The 14,168-nt window shown below is 51.7% G+C and carries 14 protein-coding genes; 8 read left to right on the forward strand and 6 right to left on the reverse strand.

Annotation, left to right across the window (positions count from 1 at the left end):
- Positions 1-61 precede the first annotated feature (61 nt).
- The 7 genes from ACMHXE_RS00170 to ACMHXE_RS00200 all read left to right on the forward strand — a co-directional run bounded on the left by ACMHXE_RS00170 (position 62) and on the right by ACMHXE_RS00200 (position 7,520).
- On the forward strand, positions 62-505 hold the full coding sequence (locus ACMHXE_RS00170) for a hypothetical protein (protein ID WP_101055004.1): 444 nt from the start codon (positions 62-64) through the stop codon (positions 503-505).
- An 89-nt stretch (positions 506-594) separates the two neighbouring features.
- Complete coding sequence (locus tag ACMHXE_RS00175) at positions 595-1,635, forward strand: linear amide C-N hydrolase (protein ID WP_101055001.1); 1,041 nt, start codon at positions 595-597, stop codon at positions 1,633-1,635.
- Positions 1,636-1,847: 212 nt separating this feature from the next.
- Positions 1,848-2,369, forward strand: coding sequence for a hypothetical protein (locus ACMHXE_RS00180; protein ID WP_101055092.1), 522 nt, complete (start codon positions 1,848-1,850; stop codon positions 2,367-2,369).
- A gap of 310 nt (positions 2,370-2,679) precedes the next feature.
- The gene (locus ACMHXE_RS00185; protein WP_335922808.1) at positions 2,680-3,792 is read left to right on the forward strand and encodes a glycerol dehydrogenase; all 1,113 of its coding nucleotides are present in this window, start codon (positions 2,680-2,682) and stop codon (positions 3,790-3,792) included.
- A 341-nt stretch (positions 3,793-4,133) separates the two neighbouring features.
- The gene (locus tag ACMHXE_RS00190) at positions 4,134-5,525 is read left to right on the forward strand and encodes an NAD-dependent succinate-semialdehyde dehydrogenase (RefSeq protein ID WP_089110952.1); all 1,392 of its coding nucleotides are present in this window, start codon (positions 4,134-4,136) and stop codon (positions 5,523-5,525) included.
- Between the two features lie 213 nt (positions 5,526-5,738).
- The gene (locus ACMHXE_RS00195; RefSeq protein WP_101054997.1) at positions 5,739-6,200 is read left to right on the forward strand and encodes a methyltransferase family protein; all 462 of its coding nucleotides are present in this window, start codon (positions 5,739-5,741) and stop codon (positions 6,198-6,200) included.
- 204 nt (positions 6,201-6,404) lie between these two features.
- Entirely contained in the window at positions 6,405-7,520 is a 1,116-nt protein-coding gene (locus ACMHXE_RS00200) for an FUSC family protein (RefSeq protein WP_234556406.1), read from the forward strand.
- 30 nt (positions 7,521-7,550) lie between these two features.
- Here the strand turns inward: ACMHXE_RS00200 and ACMHXE_RS00205 are convergent, their stop codons facing one another.
- Together ACMHXE_RS00205 and ACMHXE_RS00210 are read right to left on the reverse strand one after the other, a co-directional pair.
- Positions 7,551-8,396, reverse strand: a complete 846-nt coding sequence (locus ACMHXE_RS00205; protein WP_413731079.1) for a tetratricopeptide repeat protein — start codon at positions 8,394-8,396, stop codon at positions 7,551-7,553.
- Positions 8,397-8,639: 243 nt separating this feature from the next.
- Positions 8,640-9,218 carry a thymidine kinase gene (locus ACMHXE_RS00210; RefSeq protein WP_039033712.1) on the reverse strand — a complete coding sequence of 193 codons (579 nt, stop codon included), beginning with the start codon at positions 9,216-9,218 and terminating at the stop codon, positions 8,640-8,642.
- Between the two features lie 273 nt (positions 9,219-9,491).
- On the opposite strand from ACMHXE_RS00210, the gene ACMHXE_RS00215 reads away from it, so the two are divergent.
- Positions 9,492-11,630 carry a M3 family metallopeptidase gene (locus ACMHXE_RS00215; protein ID WP_224866192.1) on the forward strand — a complete coding sequence of 713 codons (2,139 nt, stop codon included), beginning with the start codon at positions 9,492-9,494 and terminating at the stop codon, positions 11,628-11,630.
- A 184-nt stretch (positions 11,631-11,814) separates the two neighbouring features.
- Here the strand turns inward: ACMHXE_RS00215 and ACMHXE_RS00220 are convergent, their stop codons facing one another.
- The 4 genes from ACMHXE_RS00220 to ACMHXE_RS00235 form a co-directional block, all read right to left on the reverse strand.
- Positions 11,815-12,204: a DUF423 domain-containing protein gene (locus ACMHXE_RS00220; RefSeq protein WP_025887273.1), complete on the reverse strand. Its 390-nt coding sequence runs from the start codon at positions 12,202-12,204 to the stop codon at positions 11,815-11,817.
- Positions 12,205-12,206: 2 nt separating this feature from the next.
- Positions 12,207-12,851, reverse strand: a complete 645-nt coding sequence (locus ACMHXE_RS00225; protein WP_413731080.1) for an alpha/beta fold hydrolase — start codon at positions 12,849-12,851, stop codon at positions 12,207-12,209.
- A gap of 124 nt (positions 12,852-12,975) precedes the next feature.
- A complete protein-coding gene (locus tag ACMHXE_RS00230) occupies positions 12,976-13,467 on the reverse strand; it encodes a hypothetical protein (protein ID WP_071476301.1) in 492 nt (163 codons plus the stop codon).
- A 6-nt stretch (positions 13,468-13,473) separates the two neighbouring features.
- Entirely contained in the window at positions 13,474-14,109 is a 636-nt protein-coding gene (locus ACMHXE_RS00235; protein WP_413731081.1) for an imm11 family protein, read from the reverse strand.
- Positions 14,110-14,168 lie beyond the last annotated feature (59 nt).

The following is a 14,168-nucleotide window of genomic DNA, read 5'->3' on the forward strand; positions in this document are numbered from 1 at the left end:
GGCTGCCAGAGCAGCAGCAAAGATGCACCAAGCTATAGATGTACAAATCTAAGGAAGGTCAATGAATAAACTGTTTATTCGCCGTTTGGCAATATTATGTTTGCCCTTAATTTCCCTCTGCCTGGCGCCTACGGCAATGGCCGAAGTAGATGAGCTTTTCAAGCAGTATCTGCAGGGCCATTATCAGTTGGTTGGCAAAGCCATTGACTCAGATGCCAGCTACACGGGCAAAATGAGCATTTATGAACAGGGCGGCGAACTTAAGGTGCATCGGGAGATAGAAGGTGTAAGCATTCAAGGGACCGCGACCATAGAGCCGGTGCTGAACGGCGATGCCAAGGTGCTTAGGATCCGCTTTCAGCAACAAGAGCGGGATATTGAAGCCAGCTGCCTGTGGCGCGGCGATTTGGATAACTATGCCCGCATCAGCTGTTACCTGTATCATCCGGGGGAAGACACAGAAAACCCAGGTCTGGAGGCACTGTTTCACTTGAGGCAGCACTGATGGGCAGAATAAACAAACCAGGCTTGCCATCAGGTATTCAACACCTTTAACTTATTCATTCTCTTTGGCAATCAAACAGGGAAGTCACTATGAATCGTAAACTCATCGCTTTAATCAGCAGCGCGTTAATGCTGGTTATTGGCACTACTGCGCAGGCCTGTACCCGCGCCGTCTATCACGGCGAAGACCAGTTGGTGATCACCGCCCGCTCCATGGACTGGCGCGACGAAATCCCGGCGAGTCTGTGGCTGTTTCCCCGCGGCATGCAGCGTCATGGGGCAGTCGGCGACAACTCAGTCACCTGGACCTCACGCTACGGCAGCCTGATCACCAGCGCCTTTGATATCTCAAGCACCGACGGCATGAATGAGAAGGGCCTGGTGGCCAATCTGCTCTGGCTGGCAGAGTCGAGTTATCCCGAATACCAGGGTAAACGAAAAGGCTTGTCGGTCGCCGCCTGGGTGCAATATGTACTGGATAACTTTGCCACAGTCGCCGAAACTGTCGATGCTTTGAGAGCCGAGCCTTTTGTGGTGGTTTCCGCCAATATTCCCGGCACCCAACGCTTTGCCACCCTGCATCTGTCGATTTCCGATGCCACAGGTGACAGCGCCATATTCGAGTACATAGACGGCAAGCTGGTAATCCATCACGACCCAAAGTACCGGGTCATGACCAACTCCCCCATCTTCGAGCAGCAACTGGCACTGAACCAGTATTGGCAGCAGATTGGCGGCTTCACCATGTTACCGGGAACCAACCGCGCCGCTGACAGGTTTGTCAGGGCCTCTTTCTATATGGATGCCATTCCCAAGACAGCCAATACCCGAGTAGCGGTTGCCGGCGCCTTCAGCGTCATTCGTAACGCCTCTGTGCCCTTCGGCATAGCTTCCGAGACTGAGCCGAATATCTCTTCAACCCGGTGGCGCTCGGTCTCGGATCATAAAAATCGGGTGTATTACTTTGAAACCGCCTTGACCCCCAACACCTTCTGGGTCGATATGAAGGGCATCAACTTTGACAAGCTGCAAAAGGTGAAAAAGCTGACCATTAACAACAGCAGCCTCTACTCAGGTAACGCACTACCGGACTTTGTCACGGCCAAGCCCTTTACGTTCGCCGGGCTTTAATCTCTAAACAGGCTGGGAGCCTAGGCTCCCGTCTACCTTGCCCAACCTGCTGTTAAATGCGCATACCAACTAAAGGACTCAAGCTGTTCAGCCCGGCTTAAGGCTGATAGCCGATACTGTGACTTCTAAGAACCTTTGCAGGAGTCCTGTGGATGAAGCAGTCCAACACCCTAGGCAAAAAGCATTTCCCCGCCAGAAAAGCAGCTCTCTGGATGTTTTCGGCGCTTGCCCTTGGCACTCTCTCCGGCTGCGGCTGGTTTGCCACAGATGAAAAGGCACAACTGGAGCAGCAGTGGCTCGCCAGGGATCAGCAATTACAACAAGCCATTGAGCAGATCCGCTCTCAAGGTCTGGATGCCATCAATCGCAGCGCCGAGGTCAGCTCAGTGACCGCCTGCGTCGCTGAAAAGCTCAGCCAGGATCCGCTTGGTGAACTGATCCAGGTCGATGGCGTATTGGCAGAGCCCGCCAGGGTCAGCGAGCTACTCGGCCAAATTCAACAGCTATTGGAGCAAGGCTTCAGCTTTGAAAACGCAGCCGCACTGCTGAATAAGGGCGCGGATCTCGCCGCCTATGTCAGCACACTTATCGAATCCCAGGGAATAGACAAGGCTTTGGCGGATGTCGAACAGCTACTGAAAAACGGCACTGATATTAAAGATCAGCAGCTCGGTGGCCACTTGCAAACCCTGCTGAACCAATGCCGCCAATCCCCTCCTAAAGGGAATGGATAGCGGCCGAACATCGTTCCGCTAAAAAAGGTGGCGACTATCCAGTTGCCACCACCTTAAGCAAAGCTCAATAACTGTTGCTATCTTGCCGCCGCTCTCCCCAGTCCTTGCCCGGTTAGGTTTTAATATCCATCACTGCAACCTCTCCAAATAAAAGGCCAGTGGCAGTTCCCCGACCAGGGACCAAAACCTCATTGCAGTTTATTTTACTGTTAATCCAATAAAAACCAGATGATTACGCCATAGCATTAAATCTTGGCTGTGATAGAGTCTCTTTGAACAAGGATCCGAGTCTGAATGTAATGGAGGCCATATGAGCACAGCAGTTCCACGTACCGTCACTTCTCCCAAAAAGTTCATTATTGGCAAAGGCTTATTGTCGCAAATGCACGAATATGTGCATGACTTCGGCGACAATGCTTTTATTATCGCCGATGAGTTTATTCTCAGCAGGCTTGAGGACGAAGCCCTGACGGGGCTTGAGCAAAACGGCATCAACAACCAACTGGAAAAATTCAACTACGAGTGCAGCGAAGTCGAGATCCAGCGTCTTGTCGCCCTGGCTGAGCAGGCTCATGCCAACGTAATTGTCGGTGTCGGCGGCGGTAAGACACTGGATGTCGCCAAGGCCGTTGCCTTCCACCTTAAGCACCCTGTCGTTCTCTACCCCACCATAGCGTCAACCGATGCTCCCTGTACGGCTTTATCAGTGATTTATACCGAAGCGGGTGAGTTTGAACGCTATCTGTTCCTGCCACAAAATCCGGATGCCGTGATTGCCGACACCAGCATAATCGCTGCCGCGCCGGCGCGTTTCTTCGCTGCAGGTATAGGCGATGCCCTGGCCACCTACTTTGAAGCCAGGGCCTGTTATCAAGCCGACGGTGTCAACCTGGTGCTGAAAAAGCCTTCGCGTACCGGCCTTGGTCTGGCACAACTGTGCTATCAATTGCTCAGTGAAAATGTGGCCGCCGCCATGGATGCGGTAAACAATAAGATAGTCACCCCGGCGCTGGAGCAAACCATAGAAGCAACCATCTATTTAAGCGGTGTTGGTGCCGAAGCCGGTGGCCTGGCGGCAGCGCACGCAGTCAATAACGGCATGTCGGCAGTTGCCGAATTACATAACGCCCAGCACGGCGAAAAGGTGGTCTTTGGCCTCTTGACCCAACTGGTGCTGGAAAACGCCCCACAGAGCGAAATCGACAATGTTGTCCGCATCATTAAAACCGCGGGTTTGCCGCTGACTCTGGCAGATATGGGGCTGAAACAATTCCGTGAGGAGGAGTGGCGTAAAGTTGCCGAAATCGCCTGCGCCGAAGGCGATACCATGGGCAATATGCCTATGGCGGTCAGTGCCGATGATGTCTATCAGGCAATGATCGCAGCCAATGCCATGGCCGAACGCTATAGCCACCAGAACTGACAAGATACAAAGGATGCAACCTCTCTCCCGAAAGCGAGGGGTTGCATCTTCCCTTGCGCAAGATCAAAACGATAAGTTGCATTTTTGTTGGTCAATGCTGTTTTTAAGTTTTTTAAAAACAAAGAATTAACAAAAAAGGATTAAAAATCACCGACCGGTAGACATCAGGCGACTGATGCGATCAAGATCACACAAATGTCGCCATTTAAAGCGTAGAAAGGTTTGAGCTTTTTCTTGCCACTCGCCTCTGAGGGGCAAAACCCACGATAACTTCAAACATTTTCACCCGATGCCAGGAGTTGGCATCAATACCCTATTACTTGCAACGCTGGGAGGAACACATGGCATATGCAACGATCAATCCCTTCACGGGAGAGCTCATCAAAGAATTTCCCAATGCCACTGATGCCGAAGTCACAGAGGCAATTGAATCGGCCCACCAGGCCTTTTTGAGTTGGCGCAATACCTCTTTTGCCAACAAGGCTGAAATACTCAATCGGGCTGCAGCCCTGCTCAGAGACAGCAAGCGCCGCTATGCAGAGCTGCTGACCCTGGAGATGGGTAAAGTCATTGGAGAGGCCGAGGCCGAAGTAGAACTGTCGGCGCAGATCCTCGAATACTATGCCGAGCATGCCGAGAGACTGCTGGCACCGCAGAAACTGCCTGTGGCCGATCCCGCCGAAGGGGAAGCGCTGCTGGTCAATGAACCTCTTGGGGTCTTGCTGGCCATTGAACCCTGGAACTTCCCCTATTACCAGATAGCCAGGATCTTGGCTCCGCAACTTTCTGCCGGCAACACCCTGCTGCTGAAACACGCTTCCAATGTGCCTCAGTGCGCCGCCGCTTTTGAGAGCCTGATGCGGGATGCCGGACTGCCACAGGGCGCCTTCCAGAACCTGTATGCTACCCGGGATCAAGTCGAGCAGATCATCAACTCACCCAAGGTACATGGCGTGGCTCTGACCGGCTCTGAAGGTGCAGGCGCCGTTATTGCCTCTCAGGCCGGTAAGGCGCTGAAAAAATCCACTCTGGAGCTGGGCGGCTCTGACGCCTTTATCGTGCTGGAAGATGCCGAGCTTGAGAAAACCATAGATTGGGCGGTATTCGGCCGTCACTGGAATGCCGGTCAGGTATGTGTTTCATCCAAACGGATGATCCTGGTGGAAGCCATTTATGACAAGTTTATGGAAGGCTATACCAAAGGCGTAGCCGCGCTTAAAGCCGGTGACCCTATGGATCCGAACACGACTCTGGCGCCCCTGTCTTCCCAGGGTGCTGCCGATGAAGTGAAGCAGAAAATTCGTGAAGCGGTTGAGCATGGTGCCACAGCTACCGAAGTTGGTCCCAAAGTGCCGGAGCAAGGCGCTTTTGTACAGCCGACCATACTTACCAATGTGACCCCGGACAACCCGGCTTACTATTGGGAGTTCTTCGGCCCTGTCTCCATGATCCTCAAGGCAAAGGATGAACAGGAAGCGATTGCCATTGCCAACGATTCGCCCTTCGGCCTCGGTGGCTCTGTGTTCACCGCCGATGAACAGCGCGGTCTGGCGGTAGCCAAGCAAGTCTCTACCGGGATGATGTTTGTCAACCACCCCACCATGGTTAAGGCTGATTTGCCCTTTGGCGGCATCCGCCGCTCCGGCTATGGTCGTGAACTGATCGACTTAGGCCTGAAAGAGTTCGTCAACCACAAGCTGATCAACGTGGTGGATATCAACGCCCCCTTCTGATCGCGCTTGAAGCATACTTGATTAGATTAAGACCCGGTCACCTGGCCGGGTCTTTTATCGCCACAATCAAATCGACTGGCAAACTGACTGGTGTTGGCGCAAAGCACAGAACGCGGCTGCGCCAAAACGGGAATAGCCAATGGTATGCCCTTGTATTCAATACCTTGTCCATGTCATCTTAACCGATACCTAATACTCAAAACCGCGTAATTCATGTCTGGACTGGAAAAGAAACTGCCGCCCCTGGCGCTCTTGCTGCTGTTTGCGCTACTGTTGCAACTGACATCCTATTACTTACCCTCTTCAAACCTGCATCCGACCTTTAGTTTGGGGCTCGCTGTTTCTCTGTTGACTGCTGGGCTGGTTATTCCTTTGGCAGGAGTACTGAGCTTCAAACGCCATGGAACCACGCCGGATCCCAGGGTGCCGGAACAGAGTTCGGCCTTGGTGACCTCAGGTATTTACCGCTGCTCACGCAACCCCATGTACCTGGGGTTTGTACTCTTGCTGCTGGCACAGGCCGTCTTTCTCAACTGTCTCTGGTTACTGTTTTTAATCGCCCTTTTTGTTGCTTATTTGCAACGCTTTCAAATCCTTCCGGAAGAACGGGCAATGCAGCAACTCTTTGGTGACAGCTACCGCTTGTATTGTCAAAAAGTCAGACGCTGGATTTAGCTGCTTATCTAGCGAAGAAAAAGCATGACGGAGCCAAAGATGCTTGCTCCCAGAGCACTATAGCCGTGACCCAGCTCACAACCATATTATCCGCCGCTAATTCAGCTTCCCAGTTTGCATCTTTAGCTCATCCCCGAGACGCTATCGCCGCGCATCTCTGGCATAATTGCCGCTGACGGTCAACCACATTTTTGAGACACTGCCATGCCCCTGTTTGCCAGAGCCTCCGCCTTCGCCGATTTTATCTACCGCCATTCCCGTGCCGTACACACGGTAAAACTGGCCTTGGCGCTGTTTATTGCCGCCGCCATCAACGCCATCTGGTCTTTGCCTCATTTTGTCTGGAGTATGGTCACCATAGTGATCATCATGATGGGCCTGCCACAGGTGGGCGGCGCTATCGAAAAATCGCTGCAGCGGGCTGTAGGCACCTGCCTGGGCTCGGCTTATGGGGTCTCTTTGGTGATCTTGATGAACGGCTATTGGGATCTGATGGGGTTGCTGATCCTCGGGGTCAGCATAGTCTGTTATCTCAACGCCGGCCGTTACAGCTATGCCTATCTGGTAGCTGGGTTCACCATGATCATAGTGATAGGTGACGCCAACCACGACACCTCAGAAGCTCTGTGGCGTACCGCCAATATTCTCATCGGCTGCGTGATTGCCGTGCTGGTCTCCCTGTTTGTGCTGCCAATCAAGGCCAAACAGGACTGGCGGGCACAACTGGCAAGTTCACTGAAAATCATGACCCAAGTGTTGGAGCAGCATCTCAATGCCGGCCAGGAAGAGCCGCAAAATGCCCGTAAGTCGCTGGAGACGGCAATGAAGGCGGTGCTGGCGCAGAAAAAGCTGCTGTTTTCGCTGGAATGGGAAAGCCAAACATTAAAGAAAGAGGCCCAGACTCTAACCGAGCTGGCCAACAAACAGATAAGGGTGATCACGCTTTTGGAACTACTGCTGCTCACCCGCTGGAAGGCCGAAGAAGATGCGGCTTACGCCAGAGTTAAGCAGGTGGCCAGTGGGCTGCAGCGAGAGTTCGCCTATCTGGCGGACTATGTGGCCGGCAACACGCCCGACTGTCCTAAACTCCCCTTGGGACTTGGTTATCAATTGCAGCAACAGCTGCTTAAGCAACTGCCATCTGAATCGAGCGACGACTCGCCGGAAGCGGCCCATCAAGACTTTGCGCTCAGCGGTTACAGCTGGCTTATCTATCAACTTGCCCAGGCACTGTTGGCCATTCATGGCGAGCTGGCCAGTCTGGATCTGGCCTATAAGCGCAAAGCATCTGCCCAGCGCCAGTTGGATATTCCCGAGTAATTGGCCGAGTAATCAGCCAATTGCCGGGCGTTACAGTCGCAACAGATCCTGCTGATGAAAGTGAACCACAACCTCGGGGTCGAGCTTGAGTGCCAGATCCAGTATATGGCTGATGCTGATGGGTCCCTCGCCCATCTGGCTTAAGCTGTTGTAATAGCCGAGTAAGGGTAAGGCCCAGTCGCGGCGCCTTTCAATCAGCTGCTGGTACAACAGGGCCGCCTCTTGGTATTGTTTCTGCTCATAGCTCAGCATGGCTTTGAGATAGACAAGCTGCAAGTAAGCACGGCCCTGACGCTTTAACCCCTTGTCGAGCTGCGCCAGAGCCTCATCGGATTGTCCCAACGCCCGCAAGCTGACAGCCTGATAGAACTGCAGCTTATCCAGATAGTCATACTGCCTCGCAGCGCGTTGATAACTCTTGAGCGCCGCCTCATGCTGGCCCATTTGTGCCAGGATATTACCTTTGAGCATCTGGCCATCGGCCCAAAGCTGAGGCTTGTTATTGAGATAGCGGTTTATCTGTTCCAGCGCCGCCGAATAGTTCCGGGTTTCATAGATTGCCCTGGCAATATCCAACCTGAGATCCCGCTCCGATCCCAAAGCCTCGGCTTTGCGGTAATCGGCCAGTGCGCCGACATAGTCCGGACTCTGGCGCTGGGAATAAGCGGACAGCACCTGAGCCTTGGCCGCGGCGCGGAAAAAATACAGCTCAGGGTCCTTGGACAGCATGAGCTCGGCCTTATCATAGGCTGCCACCGCCTTGGGATAATTAGGGAGATTACTGAAGTAATAAAGCTGACCAAGCAAAAATGCCAGCCGCCCCGAATCCGGGTAGTTTGCCATGGCCGTATCCAGCCTGGGGGCCGCCTCTGCCATCTTCCTTTCAAAAATAAGCTTTTGAATCACTTTAACTTCTGAATTTGGCACCTTCTGCCCGGCGACAGCATGTTGCAACAGGCTTGAGCCCAGTGACAAACTCAACAATAAAACCGGTAACACCCGCCATAACAGGCAATATCCGATGGGAGAACTGAACGACATAAGCTTCCTTTCTTTATATCTTTGGCTTTTCGCGATTAAATTTGTATCTTTCGAGTTTTCAAATACTGCGTCTTGGCATCAATCCCAAATCAGTTCGCGATAATGCTTGCGACATACAGACTCATAACTCTCGTTGCCACCTATGGCTACCTGCTCTCCTTCTCGTACCGGGTTACCTGAACCATCACGACGGATCACCATATTGGCCTTGCGACCACAGTGACAGATGGTTTTCAGCTCTACCAGCTTATCGGCCCAGGCCAAGAGGTACTGGCTGCCGACAAACAGTTCGCCCTGGAAATCGGTACGCAAACCGTAACAGAGTACGGGAATATCCAGGATGTCGACCACATAGGCCAGTTGCTTGACCTGCTCTTTACTGAGGAACTGGGATTCATCAAACAGCACGCAGTGCAGAGGCTGGCGTTCGTGTTCAGCGCGGATCATCTCAAGCAGATTATCGTCATGGGCAAAAATGCGTGCATCACATTCAATACCTATCCTGGAGGCGACCTTTCCCACTCCAAAACGGTCATCTATCGCCGGGGTCATCACCAGGGTGTGCATGCCACGTTCGCGATAGTTATAAGATGACTGCAGTAAAGAGGTGGATTTTCCGGCATTCATCGCCGAATAGTAGAAATAAAGTTGCGCCAAAACGGCTCTCCCCTGAGAAAAATTCCGGCCGCAATTTTACACTTTTTACCACATAAATACAGGACGCATGCCCCATGCCATCAAACTTGGGCATTGATTCAGTATTCACTGAATCTAGTCATTAAAATCAATTTGTTACACTTCTACCTCAATAAGCCTCTGGCATATAAACATCAGGATTATGTAGGCTATAATCATCAAATTCAGCCACTTTTAAGCAACAAGTGCTAAATTGCGCTAAAAAACTCATAACTAAAGATGGAAGTCATATCAATGCGAAAATCTCTTCTGGCGCTGGCCGTTGGCGCCACTCTGGCTATTTCTGGCTGCAGCACCCACACGTCTCAAGACACCAATCTGGCAAGAGCTGAAGCCACCCAAAACAACCCACTTTTTGCCAAGAGCACCTTGCAATATCAGGCTCCGGATTTTCGCCTGATCAAAGATGAACACTTCAAGCCTGCGCTGGAAGCCGGTATTGCCGAGCACTACCAGGAAGTGCTGGCCATTGCCAACAATCCAGAGAAACCCACTTTTGCCAACACTATCGTGGCGTTGGAAAAGTCCGGTGAACTACTGAGCCGCGCCTCAAGCGTTTTCTATAACCTGACCAGCTCCAACTCCAACCCTGAACTGCGTAAAATTCAGGGTGAAATGGCACCAAAGATGGCGGCCCATTCAGACAACGTCAATCTCAACCCGGAGCTGTTTGCCCGTATCGACAGCCTCTACTCCCAGCGTCAGCAACTGAACCTGAGCAGCGAAGAAGTGCGCCTTATTGAGGTGTACCACCAACGCTTTGTGCTCGCCGGCGCCAAGCTGACCGAGAACGAGAAAGTCCAGATCCGCGCTCTGAACGAAGAACAGTCCAAGCTGGTGAACGAATTCCAGCAACGACTGATGCGGATGAACAAAGAGATTGCCGTAACTGTGGCTGACGTCGCTCAATTGGACGGCCTGTCCGACTCGGCCATTCGCAATGCCGTGGCCGATGCCAAGGCCGCCGGTCTTGATGGCCAATACCTTATCAGCATCACCAACACCACTCGCCAGCCTGTGCTGACTCAGCTGAAAAACCGAGAGCTGAGAAAGCAGATTTGGGAAGCCTCGGCCTACCGCGGCCTTGAAGGAGAGAATGAAACCGCCTCTCTGGTCGCTCGTCTGGCACAACTACGTGCCGAGCGTGCCGCCCTGCTGGGCTTTGATAACTGGGCCAGTTACCGTCTGAGCCCACAAATGGCCAAGACGCCCGAGGCCGTCTATGAGATGTTCGGCTCCATGGTGCCTGCCGTTGTCGCCAACACCCAGAAAGAAGCCGCTGATATCCAGGCAATGATCGACAAGACAGGTGGCAAGTTCCAGCTCAAACCTTGGGACTGGGCCTTCTATGCCGAGCTGGTGCGCCAGGAGAAGTATGATCTGGATGAGGCCAGCCTCAAGCCTTACTTCGAATTCAATCGAGTGTTGGAAGACGGCGTCTTCTTTACTCTCAACCAACTCTATGGGGTGACCTTCAAGCCACGGCCGGATCTGCCGGTTTATCACCCTGATGTCAAAGCCTGGGAAATGTTTGATGCCGATGGCAGCAGCATGGCCATCTTCTACGGCGACTATTTCGCCCGTGAAGGCAAGCGCGGCGGTGCCTGGATGAGCTCTTTCGTCAGTCAGAACCTGCTCAAGGGTGAAAAGCCTGTGGTGGTCAATGTGATGAACATCAAGAAGGCACCGGAAGGCGAAGCCACCTTCGTCAGCTATGATGAAGTAACCACCATGTTCCACGAGCTGGGCCATGGCACACATGGCATGTTCTCCAAAGTAACCTATCCCAGCCTGTCAGGTACTGCGGTATCCCGTGACTTTGTCGAGTTCCCATCTACCTTCGAAGAGGACTGGGCCGGTCATCCACAAGTGTTGGCCAACTATGCCAAGCACTACCAAACCGGTGAGCCTTTACCCAAGGCGATGCTGGACAAGTTGCTGAAGTCCCGCAGCTTCAACCAGGGCTTCGACACCCTGGAATATATGGCAGCCGCCCTGGTAGACATGGAATGGCATTCGCTGGGCAAAGACGCACCACTGCAAAATGTGGCCGAATTTGAAGCCAAGGCACTTGAAAAACACGGCCTGAACATTGAAGCCGTGCCACCACGTTACAAGTCGACCTACTTTGCCCACGCCTTCCCGGGTGGCTACAGCGCCAGCTACTACGCCTATATGTGGAGCGAAATCCTGGCGGCCGACGCCTTTGCCTATGTGCAGAGCCAAGGCGGCCTCAAGCGCGATATCGGCATGAAGTATCGCAAGACTATCCGAGAAGTGGGTAACAGCGTGCCACCTATGGAAGCCTACAAAAACTTCCGTGGCCAGGAGCCGACAACCGATGCCCTGCTCAAGCGTCGCGGTCTGCTCTAATAAGCCTGCAATCTAAGCCATAGAGACTCATCTGTGGCTTAAACAACAAAAAGCACCTTGGTTGTTATTACCTAAGGTGCTTTTTTATTCTTTTCCTAAAAGCCTCACGCTTATCTGGCTAGCAATCCAGTTGCCGTAACCTCAGGAGGCCAATTAAAAAACATCGCTTGCGGAAGTCATAAACTCAGAGCCCGGTTTCATCCATGCGATGACGCCATACCGCTGCCGCCAACAATAGCCAACCCACCAGGAAGCAGCTGCCACCGAGGGGGGTTACCATGCCCAGCCACTTGGTGCCGGTCAGGGCATACAGATACAGCGAGCCGGAGAACATAAAGATCCCGGCGATAAACAGCCCGGCAGCCCAGTCAATCAGACGCGACTTAAACCAGTGACCGGCAAAGGCCAAGGTTATCAAACCAAAGGTATGATAGAACTGATACTCAACCCCCAGGTTGAATATTGCAATCAACTCGGCAGGTGCAATGGTCTTGAGTCCATGGGCGCCAAAAGCTCCCAGAGCAACGGCAAAGAAACCACTGATGGCCGCCAGTAACAATAACCCCTTACGCATAACTAACTCCCGATAAATAAAAGTGATTCTTTCACTGCATCCTGCAGGTTAGCCTTAAGATCCTTTCCCGACGACTTGCGCGGCACAAAACTATGATCTCCGTCGGTAATAAAGCGTACTTTGGCCTGCTCGGGCAGCGCCCAGGAGGCCAACTGCTCGCGTTTGCCAAAGCTGTCGCGCTCGCCCTGCAGAATAAGCAGAGGCGAGGCACATTCCCACAGGGGTTCAAGTCTGGGCTCGGTCTTCTTCGGCGGCAAAAACGGATAACCAAGGCAGATAACGCCGCTGGGGGTCATTGCCAATTTATCATTGGCCGCCAGCATGGCCGCCATCCGCCCGCCCATGGATTTGCCCATCAAAAATAGTCGCTTGGGCGCAAACGCGGCAACCGCTGCCGCCAAGGTCTGCTCGAAAGACTGCAGCAGCGCAGGTGCCCGGTCCGGCGGACGCCGCTTGCCATCCTCGCCGCGCTTGACCATGTAAGGAAAGTTAAACCTCAGCACGCTCGGGCCGCTGGCGGTCAACAGCGCGGCATAATCCGCCATAAAGTCGCTGTGCATATCGGCACCGGCGCCATGGGCGAACAACACCAGAGTGTCATTGTCCTTACCTTTATCCAGCAGCCAGTTAGTATTCAAATTCATCATCAGCCCTGTTCGAAGATACAATAATTTTCATGCTTGGATTCGAATAAACCACAATATTAAATACCGTACTTTCCTGACAAATCAATTTATTAAAAAATAGCGTTAAAAAACGACCAAGCGGTAATTATATATCTCTTACCCATACCGTTTTTACATGTTCTTTCAATAAATCAATCACACTTTGATGAATAAACACCAAGCCAAAGTCCTCTTCCAGTTTAAATATTAACCTTTGTTCCACAGGAATATTTTCCAGTTTAGAAAAATCGAACTCTGTCGAATCAGTATCTAACCAATTCAACTTACCAAATTGCTTTTCTTTATCCGTCAATCTGTACGTCTGCTGGATATAAGGCATTCGATAGTTGTCATATACCTCGAGTTGTTCATCCGAAGGTTGACTTGGCGAATTGTCAACACGAGCATCCAGCCATTCAACACCATGCTGCACCAATGGCTCCAGTTTGGATGCTATATCACCAATAATGAACAGCTTTGGAGAAAAGGTCATTTCCAATAACAGATCCGGTGCTGCAGCACCTACTGGTGCAGGTGTTTGTTGGAATGGGAAAGTATCCATATTTTGTTTAGTGAGTATCGAGTATTCATCTTTCACTTACTATTATCTCCTTGGTGCTTCATCATCGACATCAAACTTAAAAGCGGTCAGTCCACAAGCTAACCCCTGTCGAGCGATAATATACAATTCATCATATATTTCTGAAGAAAAGAAAAAGCTGTTGGTGCCTTTAACCCTAAAAATATGCCTGCGGTTCATAGGGTAGGTTTCGAGTTTTTCCCGGTCCAGATATAATTTTTGAACTAGAACGGAATGAAACGACTCTCTCTCTTCAAGAGGCACATCATAACCATGTTCTTTGGGATCGTAATGTTCAACAAAAGATTCAATACTTGACTTTTCTTCATCCAATACATCCAACTCGTTATTTATCGCGATAATATATCGCTGCTGAGTCGACAGACCATCCATGCACTGTAATTTATTGGGCAAAAAAGCGACGCCATATGGGTCAAAGCTCATAAAAACGTCTGCTATAGGTTTGGTAACGCTTAAATCCCCTGAATTTGTGATATCGAAAACAGCTTCTGAATAACTGTCTTCATCCTCCCAAATAACCGCACTCAATGCGCTCACTGGAATGTAGTCCATGTCTTCGTACAGGTGCCCTCTGTTATCAGAGCAACTAAACATGGCATCACTCTCTTCCGTGTTTTCGTTTATGTAAGCCAGTTCCATCAAAGTTCCCTATAAACTGCAAGCTTTCACTTCTTTGTAGTGCCTTCCTGTATATGCAG

Source organism: Shewanella sp. BJSY2023SW007 (assembly GCF_047314525.1).
Taxonomy (GTDB): Bacteria; Pseudomonadota; Gammaproteobacteria; order Enterobacterales; family Shewanellaceae; genus Shewanella; species Shewanella chilikensis.

Bases quoted from the DNA above. Each gene is read 5' to 3' on its own strand.
- ACMHXE_RS00170 (WP_101055004.1), top strand. From the start codon at position 62: ATGAATAAACTGTTTATTCGCCGTTTGGCAATATTATGTTTGCCCTTA.
- ACMHXE_RS00175 (WP_101055001.1), top strand. From the start codon at position 595: ATGAATCGTAAACTCATCGCTTTAATCAGCAGCGCGTTAATGCTGGTT.
- ACMHXE_RS00180 (WP_101055092.1), top strand. From the start codon at position 1,848: ATGTTTTCGGCGCTTGCCCTTGGCACTCTCTCCGGCTGCGGCTGGTTT.
- ACMHXE_RS00185 (WP_335922808.1), top strand. From the start codon at position 2,680: ATGAGCACAGCAGTTCCACGTACCGTCACTTCTCCCAAAAAGTTCATT.
- ACMHXE_RS00190 (WP_089110952.1), top strand. From the start codon at position 4,134: ATGGCATATGCAACGATCAATCCCTTCACGGGAGAGCTCATCAAAGAA.
- ACMHXE_RS00195 (WP_101054997.1), top strand. From the start codon at position 5,739: ATGTCTGGACTGGAAAAGAAACTGCCGCCCCTGGCGCTCTTGCTGCTG.
- ACMHXE_RS00200 (WP_234556406.1), top strand. From the start codon at position 6,405: ATGCCCCTGTTTGCCAGAGCCTCCGCCTTCGCCGATTTTATCTACCGC.
- ACMHXE_RS00205 (WP_413731079.1), bottom strand. From the start codon at position 8,396: ATGGCAGAGGCGGCCCCCAGGCTGGATACGGCCATGGCAAACTACCCG.
- ACMHXE_RS00215 (WP_224866192.1), top strand. From the start codon at position 9,492: ATGCGAAAATCTCTTCTGGCGCTGGCCGTTGGCGCCACTCTGGCTATT.
- ACMHXE_RS00220 (WP_025887273.1), bottom strand. From the start codon at position 12,204: ATGCGTAAGGGGTTATTGTTACTGGCGGCCATCAGTGGTTTCTTTGCC.
- ACMHXE_RS00225 (WP_413731080.1), bottom strand. From the start codon at position 12,851: ATGATGAATTTGAATACTAACTGGCTGCTGGATAAAGGTAAGGACAAT.
- ACMHXE_RS00235 (WP_413731081.1), bottom strand. From the start codon at position 14,109: ATGGAACTGGCTTACATAAACGAAAACACGGAAGAGAGTGATGCCATG.